The 14,039-nt window shown below is 73.7% G+C and carries 16 protein-coding genes and 4 tRNA genes; 10 read left to right on the top strand and 10 right to left on the bottom strand.

The annotated features are described in order from the left end of the window. Positions 1 to 23 precede the first annotated feature (23 nt). Positions 24 to 392 (top strand): phosphohydrolase, encoded by a 369-nt coding sequence (locus WCD41_RS10835; protein ID WP_337713438.1) that lies wholly within the window; start codon positions 24 to 26, stop codon positions 390 to 392. Here the strand turns inward: WCD41_RS10835 and WCD41_RS10830 are convergent, their stop codons facing one another. Continuing rightward, a complete protein-coding gene (locus WCD41_RS10830) occupies positions 393 to 1,322 on the bottom strand; it encodes an AraC-like ligand-binding domain-containing protein (RefSeq protein ID WP_337713437.1) in 930 nt (309 codons plus the stop codon). A 133-nt stretch (positions 1,323 to 1,455) separates the two neighbouring features. Between WCD41_RS10830 and WCD41_RS10825 the strand changes: the two genes are divergently transcribed. Then, entirely contained in the window at positions 1,456 to 2,148 is a 693-nt protein-coding gene (locus WCD41_RS10825) for a DUF899 domain-containing protein (protein ID WP_337713436.1), read from the top strand. Between the two features lie 47 nt (positions 2,149 to 2,195). After that, positions 2,196 to 6,308, top strand: coding sequence for a DUF4062 domain-containing protein (locus WCD41_RS10820; RefSeq protein WP_337713435.1), 4,113 nt, complete (start codon positions 2,196 to 2,198; stop codon positions 6,306 to 6,308). 111 nt (positions 6,309 to 6,419) lie between these two features. On the opposite strand, the gene WCD41_RS10815 is transcribed toward WCD41_RS10820, so the two are convergent. The 5 genes from WCD41_RS10815 to WCD41_RS10795 all read right to left on the bottom strand — a co-directional run bounded on the left by WCD41_RS10815 (position 6,420) and on the right by WCD41_RS10795 (position 8,974). Then, the gene (locus WCD41_RS10815; RefSeq protein WP_337713434.1) at positions 6,420 to 6,854 is read right to left on the bottom strand and encodes a hypothetical protein; all 435 of its coding nucleotides are present in this window, start codon (positions 6,852 to 6,854) and stop codon (positions 6,420 to 6,422) included. A 134-nt stretch (positions 6,855 to 6,988) separates the two neighbouring features. Further along, positions 6,989 to 7,063 (bottom strand) — tRNA-Val (locus tag WCD41_RS10810). A gap of 23 nt (positions 7,064 to 7,086) precedes the next feature. Then, the gene (locus WCD41_RS10805) at positions 7,087 to 7,569 is read right to left on the bottom strand and encodes a TIGR02611 family protein (RefSeq protein ID WP_337713433.1); all 483 of its coding nucleotides are present in this window, start codon (positions 7,567 to 7,569) and stop codon (positions 7,087 to 7,089) included. Then, on the bottom strand, positions 7,566 to 8,405 hold the full coding sequence (locus WCD41_RS10800) for an anti-sigma factor (protein ID WP_337713432.1): 840 nt from the start codon (positions 8,403 to 8,405) through the stop codon (positions 7,566 to 7,568). Before WCD41_RS10800 ends, WCD41_RS10805 begins: the two co-directional genes overlap by 4 nt. Continuing rightward, the gene (locus WCD41_RS10795) at positions 8,402 to 8,974 is read right to left on the bottom strand and encodes an RNA polymerase sigma factor (protein WP_337713431.1); all 573 of its coding nucleotides are present in this window, start codon (positions 8,972 to 8,974) and stop codon (positions 8,402 to 8,404) included. Before WCD41_RS10795 ends, WCD41_RS10800 begins: the two co-directional genes overlap by 4 nt. A 301-nt stretch (positions 8,975 to 9,275) precedes the next feature. Between WCD41_RS10795 and WCD41_RS10790 the strand changes: the two genes are divergently transcribed. The 7 genes from WCD41_RS10790 to WCD41_RS10760 all read left to right on the top strand — a co-directional run bounded on the left by WCD41_RS10790 (position 9,276) and on the right by WCD41_RS10760 (position 11,559). After that, on the top strand, positions 9,276 to 9,701 hold the full coding sequence (locus WCD41_RS10790) for an SsgA family sporulation/cell division regulator (protein WP_337713430.1): 426 nt from the start codon (positions 9,276 to 9,278) through the stop codon (positions 9,699 to 9,701). A 109-nt stretch (positions 9,702 to 9,810) separates the two neighbouring features. Then, positions 9,811 to 9,883, top strand: a tRNA-Gly gene (locus tag WCD41_RS10785). Positions 9,884 to 9,937: 54 nt separating this feature from the next. Then, positions 9,938 to 10,009: transfer RNA gene (locus tag WCD41_RS10780), tRNA-Cys, on the top strand. Position 10,010: 1 nt separating this feature from the next. Continuing rightward, positions 10,011 to 10,085 (top strand) — tRNA-Val (locus WCD41_RS10775). A 136-nt stretch (positions 10,086 to 10,221) separates the two neighbouring features. Next, positions 10,222 to 10,551, top strand: coding sequence for a hypothetical protein (locus WCD41_RS10770; RefSeq protein WP_337713429.1), 330 nt, complete (start codon positions 10,222 to 10,224; stop codon positions 10,549 to 10,551). After that, positions 10,548 to 10,700, top strand: a complete 153-nt coding sequence (locus tag WCD41_RS10765) for a hypothetical protein (protein ID WP_337713428.1) — start codon at positions 10,548 to 10,550, stop codon at positions 10,698 to 10,700. The genes WCD41_RS10770 and WCD41_RS10765 overlap by 4 nt, the downstream gene beginning before the upstream one ends. 61 nt (positions 10,701 to 10,761) lie before the next feature. Beyond that, positions 10,762 to 11,559 carry an IclR family transcriptional regulator gene (locus WCD41_RS10760; RefSeq protein WP_337713427.1) on the top strand — a complete coding sequence of 266 codons (798 nt, stop codon included), beginning with the start codon at positions 10,762 to 10,764 and terminating at the stop codon, positions 11,557 to 11,559. 17 nt (positions 11,560 to 11,576) lie between these two features. On the opposite strand, the gene WCD41_RS10755 is transcribed toward WCD41_RS10760, so the two are convergent. From WCD41_RS10755 to WCD41_RS10740, 4 genes are read right to left on the bottom strand one after another with little or no spacing between them, the layout of a single operon-like run. Continuing rightward, positions 11,577 to 11,750 (bottom strand): hypothetical protein, encoded by a 174-nt coding sequence (locus tag WCD41_RS10755; protein WP_337713426.1) that lies wholly within the window; start codon positions 11,748 to 11,750, stop codon positions 11,577 to 11,579. Between the two features lie 22 nt (positions 11,751 to 11,772). Next, a complete protein-coding gene (locus tag WCD41_RS10750; protein WP_337713425.1) occupies positions 11,773 to 12,273 on the bottom strand; it encodes an AAA family ATPase in 501 nt (166 codons plus the stop codon). A 1-nt stretch (position 12,274) separates the two neighbouring features. Then, positions 12,275 to 13,063 carry an alpha/beta fold hydrolase gene (locus WCD41_RS10745; RefSeq protein ID WP_337713424.1) on the bottom strand — a complete coding sequence of 263 codons (789 nt, stop codon included), beginning with the start codon at positions 13,061 to 13,063 and terminating at the stop codon, positions 12,275 to 12,277. Continuing rightward, positions 13,063 to 14,037: an NADPH:quinone oxidoreductase family protein gene (locus tag WCD41_RS10740; RefSeq protein ID WP_337713423.1), complete on the bottom strand. Its 975-nt coding sequence runs from the start codon at positions 14,035 to 14,037 to the stop codon at positions 13,063 to 13,065. Before WCD41_RS10740 ends, WCD41_RS10745 begins: the two co-directional genes overlap by 1 nt. Between the last annotated feature and the right edge of the window lie 2 nt (positions 14,038 to 14,039).

The following is a 14,039-nucleotide window of genomic DNA, read 5'->3' as shown; positions in this document are numbered from 1 at the left end:
GACGTCGGGTACTCCCCGCCGTCGTGCGGACCGGCTTCCACCCGCTGGACGGGGCGCGGTTCCTCGCCACCAGGGGTTACGACCGCCGCGTCACGGCGCTCGTCGCGCACCACTCGGGTGCCGCGATCGAGGCCGAGCTCCGCGGCGTCGAGGGCCTGGACCGCTTCCCGGACGAGGCGAGCGCGACCCGGGACGCACTCTGGTACTGCGACGCCGTCACCGGCCCGCAGGGTCAGCGCCTGACCCCCGACGAACGATGGGCGGAGGTCCGTCGGCGCTACGGCCCCGACCACGTCGTCACGGCGTTCCTCGACCGCGGCGAACCCGAGCTCCGCGCCGCGGTCGACCGCACGACCGCCCGGATAGCGGCCGCCGGCCTCGACGACCCCTGATCACCCGCCCGCCCGGAACTCCCCCGGGCTGAGGCCCGTGACCTCACGGAACGCCCGGTGCAGCTGGGCCTCACCGGCGAAACCGCACCGGACGGCGACGGCCGCGACGGGCAGGCGGGGCTCCGCACGGAGCACGCCCTTCGCCCGGCGCACCCGCTCGTGACGCAGCAGCTCGCGCAGCGACCGCCCGTCCGCCGAGAGCACCCGGAAGAGCGTGCGCCGCGAGATGTGGCACGTGGCCGCGATGTCCTCGGCGCTCACGCCGGGCTCCCCGGCCGCGCGGGCGATGGCGTCGAGGACGGCCTGCCGGACGGCGGCCTCGCCGGGCTCGTCCGAGGCGCCCGCCAGCCCCAGCGCGTACTCGAAGAGGCCGACGGCGTGCGGCGCGAGTCCGGGCGCGGGACGGCCGACCGCGGCCTCCCGGGCCAGCCCGACGAAGAAGTCGGTCACCAGGCGCCCGGGGCCGACCCCCTCGACGGCGACGGCGGTCGCGTCGCGCACCCGCGCGGCGGGCACCGCCGACCGGGGCACCTGGATGACGAGCTGACGGAAGTGGTCGCCGAACACGAGCGTGTACGGCCGGGTGCTGTCGTAGAACGCCATCGACCCGGCCCGGAGCCCGGCGACCCGTCCGTCCTGGCGAATCTCGCCGAAGCCCTCGAGCTGGATGCTGGCGAGCACGTAGTCCTCGTGGCTGCGGGCGATGAGCGACCGGGTGCGGTCGACGCGCTGGGCGTCGGCCGTCACGGTCGAGAGCTCGACCTCGTCGAGGGCCCGGTGGGTGATCGAGCCGGCGAACGGGCCCGGCAGCACCGGCCGGGCGGAGAGCTGCACGAAGGCGTCGCAGATGAGGTCACGCCAGTAGTCGAAGGCGTGGTCCTGATCCACCGCGTCCGTGGACCACTCGGCCGCGGCCGGGGTGGCTCCCATGCCTTCCGCATCGAACTCCGCACGTCACCGGTTGTCCACGGTCGATCGCGCGGCCGGGCCGCCGTGGTTGCGAATTGCTACTACTATTGTATCGTTAAGTATCAGATTCGTACCGACGAGGAGGAGGTCCGCGATGACGTCCGCACCCCTGCCCGACGCCGCTCTGCCGCCCGTGGTCTCGACGGAGGAGTGGAGGAAGGCCCACGAGGCCATGCTGGTCAAGGAGAAGGAGTTCACCCGCGCCCGGGACGCGCTCGCCGCCGAGCGACGCCGCATGCCCATGACGCGGGTGGAGGCCGACTACCGCTTCGTCGGCCCGGACGGCGAGGTCGGCCTGCTCGACCTCTTCGAGGGCCGGCGTCAGCTGCTCGTCTATCGGTTCTTCTACGAGCACGACGTCCGCGGCTGGCCGGACAAGGGCTGCCCCGGGTGCTCGTACCTCGCGGACCACGTCCCGCACCTGGCCCACCTCCACGCGTGGGACACGAGCTTCGCCATGGTCTCCCCTGCCGAGCAGGACAACATCAGCGCACTGCAGCGGCACATGGGCTGGGACAAGGCGCCCTGGTACACGCTCGTCGGCGACGACTTCAGCCGCGACTTCGACGTGCCGGAGATGTTCGGCGTCAACGTGTTCCTGCGCGACGACCACGACACCGTCTACCGGACCTACTTCGTCACCGGCCGCGGCGTCGAGCCCCTGCTGCCGACGCTGTCGATGCTCGACCTCACCGCGCTCGGCCGTCAGGAGACGTGGGAGGACACCCCGGCGGGTCGGCCGCAGCAGCCGCCGTACCGCGCCGAGCGCCACGACGAGTACCCCTGACGACCACCGGCCGCCAGTAGGCTCCTCGTCGCGGACGGGGGGTGGGCGTGGGCGGCGAGAGCGTCAGGGTCTACCTGTCCTCCACCGCCCTGGACCTGCAGGAGGAGCGGCGCGTCGTCCTCGAGTGGCTGCGGGGCGCGCGCCACCACGCGATCGACAGCTACCTGCCGGACAGCGAGACGGTCCGGACGAGCTGCCTCGCCGACATCGCGGGATGCGATCTCTACGTCCTCGTCCTCGGGTGGCGCTACGGCTTCCGGCCCGCCGACGACAACCCCGAGAACCTCGCCATCACCCATCTCGAGTTCCGGGAGGCGGGCCGGCTGGGCATCCCGCGGATCGCCCTTCTCCAGACCCACTGTCCCGACGTCGCGCTGTCGGACCTGCTGGACCCGGAGCGGATGCCCCTGGTCGTCGCGTTCCGCGACGAGGTGCGCGCGGCGGTGCGTCCGGCGGAGTTCGCCGACGCCCTGGGGCTCCAGAGGGCACTCAGCAACGGCGTACAGGCCGAGCTCGACAAGCCCCGTCCGGCGCACGACTGGGTCCCGGAGCACGCCGCCGATCTGGCGGCTCGGTACGCCACCCATCTCGCCGGTTCCGCCCTCGGCTCGGCACCGGGTGTCGAGTACCTCGACCTCCTGGTCGCCGAGCGAGCGGGGAACGAGACCGAGCCCGACCCGCCGGCCCGTCCCCTCGCGGAGCTGGTCGACGGGGTCGACGCACCGGTGATCCTCAGCGGCGAGGGCGGGGCGGGCAAGACGACCGCGTTGCTCCACCTCGCGACGGAGTGCGCGGCCCGGGCGGTCCAGGACCCGACCGCGCCGGTCCCCGTCTACGTCGACCTCGCGCGGCTCACGAAGCTCGACGACATCCCGGACCTGCACCGGCTGATCGCGGACTCGGTGTCGTTCGCCCAGGACTGGGCCGAGCTCACCGACCTCGGCATTCTCCGGGACGACCGGGTCGTCTACCTCTTCGACTCCCTGAACGAGCTCCCCGACGCCGTGCAGCTCGCCGCGACGCGGGTCCTCGGGCGGTTCATGGCCCAGAAGCACGGTCGGCGGGCGATCGTGGCGTCCCGGCCCTCCCTCCACCTGGACAAGCTGCCGCGGGACGCTCGACGGTTCGAGGTCCTGCGGTTGCGCCCCGAGCAGGTGCAGGAGTTCCTGGAACAGCTCGGGCTCGGTACGCTCTACGAGCGGATGCCCGACGAGCTGCGGGAACTGGCGGCCAACCCGTTCATGCTGGCGGCACTGTCGAGGACGCTGGCCGGCGCCCCGAGCGGTGCGATGCCGCGCAACCGTGGCCGGCTCTACGAGCAGTTCGTCCAGGGCTGGATGCGCAAGGAGGGCCACCGGCGCAACGCCGCGTACCACCCGGAGCGTGTCAAGCAGCCGGTGCTCTCCTTCCTCGCCACGCGGATGACCGCACTCGCCCGGACGTCGCTCGTGCTCGACGAGGATCTGGAGGACGAGCTCGAGGAGCGGCTCGAGGCGCTCCAGACGAGGACGCGGCGACGTGGCGGGATGCCGGCGGACTGGACGGTCGACGCCTGCCTCGACGAGATCGTCGACGACGGTCTCCTGCGTCGCGAGGACGACCAGCTGCAGTTCCTCCACCAGTCCGTCCAGGAGTACTTCACCGCGCTCCACCTGCGGCACGATCCGGTGACCCTGGCCGAGCTGACGCCCGCGCTGCATCCGGAGCCGGGCTTCTCCTGGGGGCTCCTCGACCCTCCCGCGCACCGCTTGGTGCCGGTCCTCCTCCTGGTGGCGGGGCTGGTCGACGACGCCACCCCGATGGTCACGGCGCTCGCGGACCGGCACCCCGTCCTCGCGGCTCACGTGGTCGCGGCGGCGAACCACATCGACCGAGCGGTTCTCGCCGAACTCACCGCGACCTGGCGCGACGACCTGCGACGCGAGGGCTTCTTCCCCCGCGCCATCGCCTGCGCCTGCCTGATGCAGACCGGGCGGGCGAGCCAGGTCGACATCGACGCCGTGGTGGCCATGACGACGTCCTCGACGTCCGGCAACCACGTCGCCGAGGGTGCTCTGGACCGCCTCCACCGGCCTGACGACGTGGCACGGGCACTCCTCGACCGGGTCGTCGCGCTGGACGAGCACGATCTCGACGCCTCGGAGTTCGCGATCGACGAGCTGGCGACCCGGCTCCCGCCGAGCAGCCTGGTCCCGGAGATCGTCCGCCGGCTCGCCCGGACGTCCGACGACGGTGCTCGCGTCGGTCTCGGTCGCCTCCTGAGGAGGGTGGCGGAACCGGCGCGCTCGGCCGCCGTCGACGTGCTGACGCAGGACGACCCGGCGCTCGCGACCGCCGTCCGGGACCTGCTCGAGGACCCTCGCACCGGCACCGGGTTGCAGCGAGGTGTCGCGTCGCTCCGGGCGAAGATCCGGGAGGTCCGCGGGAGGGGTGCCGAGCGGGACGCGACGGCGACCGCGGCGATCGGAGGGGCCACCGACGAGGACGTCACGGCCTCCGTGTCGTCGTCGGAGCCCGTCCTCCGGCGAGCGGCCATCGCCGAGGCCGTGACGAGGGGTCTCGACGTCGCCGACGCCCTGCTGGACCTGATCTGCCGCGAGGACGACCCCGTCGGCGGACCCGTGGCCGCGCTCGTGGCGACCATCGGGCCGACCGCGGCGGTGGATGCCCTCGCCGCTCGGGCCACCGCCGGCGACGACGTCGCGCCCCGGGTCGTCCGGGCGATCTCCGAGCTCGACGACCCCTCGGCCACGACGGCGTTGTGGGCGGCGATGGCGGACGGCGACCCCCACGTGCGCGGGATCGCGATCGCCGCCCTCGCGAAGCGGCAGGCGCCGGGCGTCGTGCCGCGGCTCCTGGCCGCCCTGCGCGGGACCCTCCCGCCCGAGGTGGCAGGAGCCGCACTCGACGCCATCGAGGCCGCCGGCAGCGACCCGGCCGCGGTGGAGCTCGTGGACGATCTGGTCCTGCTCGCACCCCACCCCGACTTCGTGGCCGCTCACCCGCGCTGGGGCTCCGGGCCACCCTGGGCCCTCGCCATCCACCGCGTGCTCGTGCTCGCGGACGTCGACGAACGGGTCCGTCTCGCCCTGCGCGACGCCCTCGCCGGCGCCGATCCCGTCGCCCGCGCGGCGGCCGTCGCCGAGTTCCGGCAGTGGTTCGTCGAGCAGGACCTCGCGGAGGAGCGACTCTCGGCGTGGCGGACGTCGGACGTCGTGGCCCGCATCGTCCACCTCGCGCTGCACGACGAGAGCGACCTCGTCCGGACGAACGCCCGGCGCTGCGTCGAGGCCCTGCCGTCCGACGACATCGGAGGCCCGCTCCTGCGCGAGATGACCGACGGGGATCCACGGACGCGCGTGACCGCCGCCGACACGCTCTCCTCCCGCCGCGAGCTCGGGGACGCGCTGGAGGTCGCCGCCCGGATGATGCAGGCGATCGTGGTGGGCCCTGACGAGGAGGAGGAGCTCCGGCGGGAGGCCGCGGAGGTGCTCGCGCGGCTTCCCGAGGGCGTCGAGCCCGTCTACCGGCCGATCCGGCACGCACTCGGCGAGGGCGACCCGGCCCGCGCGCTCGAGCTCGCCGACGATGTGATCACCGCACTCCCCCGCGACGTCAACCTCCTGTGGTGGCGAGGTCACGCGCTCCTGGACCTCGAGCGGCCCGCCGAGGCGGCCGAGGGCTTCGAGCGCGCGGCGGATCTCGACGAGGACACCGCCGGAGTCATCCTCCAGGCGCTCGCGGAGACCCGGCTCGACCTCGACGACGTCTCAGGAGCCGTCACCGCCGCGCGCCGGGGCGCGGCGCTGGCTCCCGACGACCCGGACGCCCACGGCCTCCTCGCCTGGAGCTGCTTGCGGGCCGGGAGCGACGACGAGTGCGTCGCCGCGGCCACCCGAGCGCTCGAGCACGACCCGATCCACTCCGGTGCTCGGTGGCTGCTGCTCCTCGCCGAAGCTCGCCGCGGGAACCTGCCCACGGCACGGGAGGCCCTGGATCGGGAGCGCCGGATCCACGAGCTCCTCGTCAAGCCGCCGTACGTCCCGTTCATCCACCGGGCGCTCGAGCTGATCCCCGCCGAGGACGACGAGACGGCACAGTTCCTCGACGAGGTGCGTAGGGAGGCCCTCGCGGTCAGGCCGGCGGCGGAGCGGTCATGAGGTGGCTCAGCACGGCGGGACGGGCCACAGCCGACGGTCCGGCCGACATGGACGACCGCGAGATGCTCCAGCAGAAGGCGGACGACCTGCTCGCTCTGCACGGCGAGCTGTTCACGGCGTTGCGTCGGGACCTCGGCGTGACCTCGTGGCGGCGGCGCCATCCCCCGACCCACCGCGATCGCGAATGAGTGGCCATCCGTACAGCAGCAGAGGGACGCGGACGACGGCGATGATCACGGGCACGGGGAGCGCGAACCCGAACCAGAACACGGCCTGGATCGGCAGGAACGCGAGTCCTACGACTCCCCCACGCCGCCGTTCCCGCCAGAGCAGCCGACCCGCAACGATCTCCACGCCGCAGACCGCGGCGAAGGCGACGAGGAGAGCCGCGAGCACGGCCGGGCCGAGGATCTCGAACGGCCCGCCGTACACCGGAAAGAGATCGAGGAGGACAGGAAGTCGGCCGGTGGCGATGACGAAGATCGCGACGGGTATCGCGGGGAGCCCGAAGGCGAGCCCGTCGAACAGGGTCAACGCCGCGCTCACACGCAGCGCACGTGCTCCTCGAGGCCGTCCCTCCACGCCGTGAGAGTCGCACGGCCGTCTGTCGGGAAGAACGCCCCACTCACCACGAAGGCCCTGGCCTCAGCGCCGTGCAGGGCTGTGACCAGGGCCTTTGCTGGTGGGCGATACTGGGATCGAACCAGTGACCTCTTCGGTGTGAACGAAGCGCTCTCCCCCTGAGCTAATCGCCCTCAGCGCCCACGAGCCTAGACCATCAGGCGAAGGGGCTCTGCAGCCAGGTCCAGTGCCCGAGGCCCACGACCTTGGCCAGGAGGTAGGGCGCGCCGAGCAGCCAGAGCGTCACCAGCACGATCGCGCAGGTGAGCAGCCCCAGCAGGCACTTGACCACGACGTGCTGGCGGCCGACCCACGCCATCCAGCGGTCGTAGTGACGCCGCGCGAACCGCAGGAGCCGGCCGGCCCAGGCGAACTCCGTCGCGAGGATGCCCAGGCCCGCGAAGACGATCAGCCAGCCGGGACCCGGGTACGGGATCGCGATTACGCCGAGGATCAGCACGATCGTGCCGAGGATCCCGATCCCGAGGCGCCAGGCCTTGTTGGCCTTCGGCTTCGACCGCACCCGGGCCCGGAAGTGCCGCACGCGGGTGCGCATCGTGCGGTGCTTCGGCGGCGGGGCGACGGAGGGACGCGGGTCCTGCTGCGCGGTCGCGGTCGACTGCTCGCCCGGTTCGCTCAACGTCCCACCTGCCCACTCGCGACGATCGTTGTCGGCGAGGCGGGCGCTGCGCGTCCGGGCTCCAGGGAGACCGCGAATGCGGCGAACGGGACCGCCTCGGGAGCCGAGGGTACGGAACGGACCTCCGCACCCTGGCCCCCGACGTCGAACGTGCCGAGGGGGCGCGGGGTTCCGTCGGCGAGGCCCCAGAGGACGTAGGTCTCGGCGGCGACGTCGTTCGGGCCGAGTCCCGTGGTGAGCACCCGGGAGCCGGTGCCGTCGTCGACGACGACGCCGACGAGCCCGCCCCCCGGTCCGGCGAGGACGGCGTGCGGCACGCCGGGGGTTCCGGCGTCGCGCAGGACGTCGGTGACGGCCGCCTCGCGCTCGGCCTGGGCCACCGCGGCGGCCTGGGCGGCGTCGCGCTCGGCGCGCAGCGAGTTGTTGGCCGCGGTCAGGCCGCCGACGGCGGCGACGACGAGGACGACGGCTGCCGCCGCGAGCCACCGCGTGGCACGGCGTCGCGGGGCCAGGGGGACGACGGTCGCCTCCGGCGCAGCGGTTCCCGACGACGTCCCGGAGGACTCCGCCGGCGGATCCGCCGGCGTCCCGGCCTCCGCCTCCACGGCGTCGAGCAGTCGCTGCCGCAGGCGCGGCGGCGGGTCGACGGGCACGACGGCGCCGGCGAGGTCGCCGAGCAGCTCGGTGGTCTCGTCGACCGTCTGCCGGCAGACCGGGCAGGTCTCGAGGTGCGCCTCGAAGGCGGCCGCCTCGTCCGGGTCGAGGGTGTACAGGGCCCAGCCCACGGCGAGGGCGTCGTGCTCGCCGCTGTGGGTGTCGGGGGCGCGGTGGGTCATCGCTCCTCCCCTTCCACCTCGACGTGCGGGCCCAGCAGGGCCCGTAGCTTCTGCGTCCCGGCGAACATCCGGGACTTCACCGTCCCCAGCGGGACACCGACGAGGCTCGCCACCTCCCGCTGCGTGTAACCGCCGAAGTAGGCGAGACCCAGGGCCTCCCGCTGTTCGGCCGGCAGCTCGGCGAGCGCGTCGCGGACCTTCCCCGCGGCGACCGCCTCGAGCGCCGCCTGGTCGGCCCCGGGCCCGGGCGGGACGTTCCAGTCCTCGCCGTCGGCGGCCGGCGGGACGGTGCGCTTGCGCCGGGTCGCCTCGCGGCGGACGGCGTCGACGGCCCGGTGGTGCACGAGCGTGAGGAGCCAGCTGGACACCGCGCCCCGCGCGGGGTCGAAGCGCCCCGGGTCGCGCCACACCACGAGGAAGGCCTCCTGCACCACGTCCTCCGCCAACGTCTCGTCCACACAGATACGACGGGCGAGCGAGTACGCGGGGCGTCCGAAGCGGTCGTAGAGCTGCGCGAGGGCTTCCGCATCGCGCTCGCCGATCCGTTCGAGCAATGTGGTGTCGGTCACACCAGTACCGGTGTCGTCGTCACTCTCCGGAGCCACCTCGGGGACTCCTCGCGACGCGTCCGTCACTGGTCGACACTCTCCTCCGGTGCGCGTGTGCGGGCAGGACGTGCCTCAGGTTAGTGCTCCCGGGGCACCGGCGGACGCCCGGCTGGGGAGGGTGCTTCGTTACGGAACCGAACCGGGTAAGCGCTCATCGGTGTGCTCGTCCGGTGTGACGGATGCGTGAGCCGGGTGAACCGCCGTCACAGGGTCGTCCGCCAGTCGTTTCCCCCGACGACAGCAGCGTGCGAAAGGCAGCCTCATGCTCAACGACCACACGACGATCCGCTCCACGGCGGTCTTCGACCTCGTCGGTCCGCCGAACCCGCCCGTGCCCGTCCAGGTCGAGATGCGGTACGACACGCGCGACCCGTACGCCGTGCAGGCGGCGTTCCGCACCGGTCGCGCCGGGTGGGTGGAGTGGGTGTTCTCCCGCGACCTCCTCACCGACGGTCTGCTCGGCGCCGCGGGTGCCGGCGACGTCCGCATCCGGCCCGCCGAGGGCGACGCGGAGTCCGTCGAGATCGAACTCAGCTCCCCCTCGGGTCACGCCACCTTCCGCGCCGCGAGCCGCGAGGTGTCGGAGTTCCTGACCCGCACCCACGAGATCGTCGCGCCCGGGTGCGAGGACGACTGGCTGGACCTCGAGCACGCGCTCGGTCTGCTGCTCTCGACCGACCCGAGCTGAGATAGCCCCCCCCCCGGGCAACGGGGGGGACGCACGATGCAGTAGTGTTCCTTTCGTCGGCAACGGCGGGTCGGACGGTCGAAAGGCCTTCGAAACCCGCCGGCCACACGCGGACGTAGCGCAGTTGGTAGCGCATCACCTTGCCAAGGTGAGGGTCGCGGGTTCGAGTCCCGTCGTCCGCTCGGGAGGCCTCTCGCCTACTTCTCCACGGTGAGCCGGACGACCTCCGGAAGCCTGGCGCAGTGGCCGAGTGGCTTAGGCAAGGGCCTGCAAAGCCCTGTACGCGGGTTCGATTCCCGCCTGCGCCTCGGGCGATTAGCTCAGTGGGAGAGCACTACCTTGACACGGTAGGGGTCACTGGTTCAATCCCAGTATCGCCCACCACAAAGGCCCTGGTCACAGCCCCGCGAGGGGCACCGACCGGGGCCTTTCGGTGTTCCGGGCCGGAGTCGACGTGCGGCCTCGCCGCCGTGGCCGTGGCGGCGTTGCCGCAACCCGGTGATCGCGAGAACATCGTCGCGTGAGCGAGCTGTCGAACGAATTGCAGCTGGACGACTCGGGTGTCGCCGTCGGACTCCCCCGGCCGACCTCGGACGTCGATCAGATCGCGGACGTGCCCTACCGCGCGGTCGCCTTCCGGGACAACGATCTGGCCTCGGCCCTGGAACGCTCCGCGAGCTGGTTGCGCAGCACCGAGGCGTGGCTCGGCGAGGCCCTCGACGTGTCCGCGATCCATCTCGACTACGACAACGGGGCCGACTCGCCGTACTTCGAGGTGAAGCTCCTGTGCAACGAGGAGGACCTCGCGGGGGCACCTCTCCTGCGGCGCCGGCACGAGCACCGGCCGTGACCCGGCCCTCCCCCGCGGAGCTCCCCGACGACGCCGGCGGCGACCCGGCGTGCTGGATGCACCGGGTCTGCCCGGAGTGCGGTCGCCTCGCCGACGAGGACCCCCCGACGACGTGTCCGGGATGCGGGCAGGCGCTCGAGGCGGACTGACACGGTTTCCTCAGAACGGGATCGTTCCGTCGGCACGGAGCCGTCCCTAGGATCACGTGTCGTGACGATCGAGCTGCCGCTCCCCCGGTCGGGCGATGCCGGACCGACGCGATCGCCGTCGACGCCCGCGCCGGGCACGCTCCGTGCACTGCGGATGCTGGCGGCTCACCCGGAAGGGGTCGACCTCGCGACCCTGGGCAGCCACCTCGGGCGCACGAGCACAGGCGTCCTGCCCGTCGTCCAGGGTCTGCTGCGCTCCGGGCACGCCGAGCGCACCGACACCGGCGCCTACCGCCTGCGCCCGGGTCCCGCGTGGGGCGGGGCCGACCGGCCGGCCCTGCGCCACGAGCTGCCCGAGGTGCTCTCGGCCGCCGTCACCGAGCTCTACCGCCGCACGCGCGCCTGGTCGTACCTCGTCGAGTGGGCCGACGACGACCACCTCGACGTCGTCGACCTGCGGGGTCACCAGGGGCTCGGTCTGTGCCCCGAGCTCCCCGCCCGCATCCCGCCGTCGATGGCGCACGCGCTGGCGGTCAGCAAGGTGCTCGTCGCGTTCGCCCCCGACCGGCGGGCCCGCCTGGCCCCGGGGTGGACGGCCTACACGCCCGAGACGATCACGACGCCCGAGGCCTACGACGCCGAGCTCGTCCGCGTCCGGCGCGACGGCTACGCGCTCGACCGCGAGGAGTACGCGACGGGCTTCGGCTGCGTCTGCGCCCCGATCGCCGACCCCGGCGGCCGGGTCAGCGCCGCGATCGCGGTCTCGCTGCCCGCGTCGCGGTTCCGTGCGGAGCTCGACGAGCTCGTCGCCGACGTCACCGAGGTCGCGCGCCGCGCGCACCGTCGGTGGTACCGCTGAGCCCCAACTCTCGTCGGCTAGCTCTCGTCGTATTTGTCGGCCGCCTCGGTGCGCTGCTTCGCGATCTCCAGCGCGTGCTCGGCCGTCTCCTTGTCGGGGTACGGGCCGAGACGGTCCGCGGAGCGGCAGCCGTCCCACGGCTCCACCCGATGGTGCTTGAGGCAGTAGTACCACTCGTTCTCGTGGGCCACGGTCCCATGCTGGCACGTCCGCTCAATCCCCGTCGTCGAGCTCCGCCGCGGACAGCGTCGGCGGCGGCCCGAGCGGCGGCGGGCGCCCGGTCACGGGGTCGAGGAAGCGGGCGGCGAGGTCGCGCAGCCGCGCCTCCCCGACGCGCTGCGGGTCCGGCCGGGCCGCGTCGCGGCGGACGCACTCCTCGAGATCGGTGACGACGTCCTCGACGTGCCAGCCCGCCCCGCACGCCTCGGCCAGCGCGAGCCAGCGCCGCGCGGGCCCCGCTCGCAGGTTGGTGGCGTCGACGACGACGTCGACCCCGTCGCGCAGCGCCCCGCGGACCAGGCGCCACCCCACGTCGGAGATCCGCCGCTCCACCGCGTCGACCGGCGCCGAGTACGCCGGGTCGATCATCATGCGGCGCAGGTCGTCGCGGTTGACCCGCAGGATCGAGCCGGGACGCCGCGACGCGACGAGCGCCCGCGCCCACGTCGTCTTCCCCGACGCCGGCAGCCCCCGGGTCAGGGTGAGGGTGGGCACCTCACCGGCGGGGCCGCGTCGCCGCGAGCACGAAGTCGGCGACGAGCGCGGGGTCGTCGCCCATCGGGACGTGCCCGCAGCCCGGCAGCACGTAGACGGCGGCGTCGGGCAGGGCGCGGCGCAGGCGCTTCGACTGCCATCGGGGCAGCAGGAAGTCCCGGGCGCCCCAGCCCACGGTGGTCGGGACGGCGGCGCGGTGCGGCAGGGTCCAGCGGTCCAGCCCTGCGAGCATCTTCGCGAACGACGACCGCGGGTGGCTCAGGCCGTGCAGGTCGCCGGTGATCTGCTCCGGGTCGACCCGCGACGGGTGGGCGAGCAGCACCCCGAGCAGGAGCGTGCGCAGGACCGGCGTGGCCAGCAGGCGCCGCAGCCGCGCCGACGGGATCACGGCGAGCACGGCGTGCGCCCCGCCGAGCACGCCGCGGACGTAGACGCGCTCGAGCCGCGACCAGAACCCGGCGGGCGAGAGCGCCGTCGCCGAGCGCACCGTGCCCCGCGCGGCGAGCTCGAGGGCGATGAGCCCGCCGAGGGAGTTGCCGACGACGTGCGGGCGGTCGAGCCCCTGCGCGCGGCAGAACGCCTCGACCGCGTCCGCCAGCGGGGCGATGTCGCCGGTGTACTCGACGGGCAGGTCGGGCGACTCGCCGTGGTCGGGCAGGTCGAGCGCCCACAGCTCGCGGTCCTCCGCGAGCAGGGGCACCACGAGGTCCCACCCCTGCCGGCGGTGGGTGATCCCGTGCAGGAGCAGGACGGGCTCGCCGGTGCCGGTGCGGGTGTGCGCGAGATCCACTAGCTCTCCCGGGGGTGGACGACGACCTTGCCGGTGACGCGCCGCTCGGCCAGCTCCGCGATCGCCGCGCCGGCCTGCGAGAGCGGGTAGGTCGCGCTGATCGGCGGGGCGAGCAGACCGCTCGCGACGTCGTCGCGGATCGCGTCCCACTGCCGGCGCATGAACCCCGGGCGCTTCGACGCGTACGCGCCCCAGCCGGCGCCGACCACCGAGGTGTTGTTGAGCAGCAGGCGGTTGACCTTGACCGTGGGGATGTCGCCGGCGGTGAACCCGACGACCGCGAGCCGGCCGTCGTCGCCGAGGCTGCGCAGCGAGTCGGTGAACCGGTCACCTCCGACCGGGTCGACGACCACGTCGACGCCCTGCCCGCCGGTCAGCTCCTTCGCGGCGTCCTTGAAGCCGTCCACCGGGATCCAGTGGTCGGCCCCCGCGGCCGTCGCCACCTCGCCCTTGGCCTCCAACGAGACGACGGCGATCACCGTCGCCCCGCGGGCCTTGGCGAACTGGATGCAGGCGACCCCGACGCCGCCCGCGGCCCCGTGCACGAGCACCGTCTCGCCCGCCACGAGGTGCGCGCGCGTCTCGAGCACGAAGTGCGCGGTCAGGTAGTTCATCGGCAGGCACGCGCCGACGTCGGACGACACCCCGTCCGGGAGCGGGAACACGGTCTCGGTCGACGACGCGACCGTGCCGGCGAAGCCGCCGAGCACGGGGAGCGCGGCCACCCGGTCGCCCGCCGAGAAGCCGGAACCGTCGGGGGCCTCCCGCACGGTGCCGGCGACCTCGCTGCCCAGCAGGAACGGCAGCTCGGGCCGCATCTGGTACTGGCCGCGGGTCAGCAGGAGGTCGGGGAAGACGACGCCCGCCGCCTCGACGTCGATGAGCACCTGGTCGGCGCCGGCCGTCGGCTCGTCGACGTCGCCGACCTCCACCGCCTCCGGTCCGTCCAGCCGGACGACCTGCACCGCGCGCACCG

The sequence above is a fragment of the Actinomycetospora aeridis genome (assembly GCF_037400275.1).
GTDB lineage: Bacteria > Actinomycetota > Actinomycetes > Mycobacteriales > Pseudonocardiaceae > Actinomycetospora > Actinomycetospora aeridis.
This window is presented reverse-complemented; position numbering and strand designations above follow the sequence as displayed.